We start from the raw sequence: 202 nt of genomic DNA on the forward strand, positions 1-202 counted from the left end.
TGGGCCTAGTAGCGGGCAGCGACCGCCTGGTAGGCGGCGAGGATCTCCGGGTGCGGGTCGGACGCCGGCGCGGCCACCAGTTCCACCGGCCAGGCCGGACGGGAACCGGTGAGGATCCAGGCGGCCTGGCGGGCGGCGCCGTCGGCGACGTACTCGCCGGGGCTCGGCACCTCGACCGGGACGTCGAACACCTGGCCCGCAA

General features: G+C 75.7%; 1 pseudogene. It reads right to left on the minus strand.

Annotation, left to right across the window (positions count from 1 at the left end):
- Nucleotides 1-5: 5 nt before the first annotated feature.
- Nucleotides 6-202: pseudogene (locus tag BN358_RS24480) on the minus strand (xylulose kinase); the annotation flags it as partial.

The organism is Sedimentibacter sp. B4, assembly GCF_000309315.1.
Taxonomy (GTDB): Bacteria; Bacillota; Clostridia; order Tissierellales; family Sedimentibacteraceae; genus Sedimentibacter; species Sedimentibacter saalensis.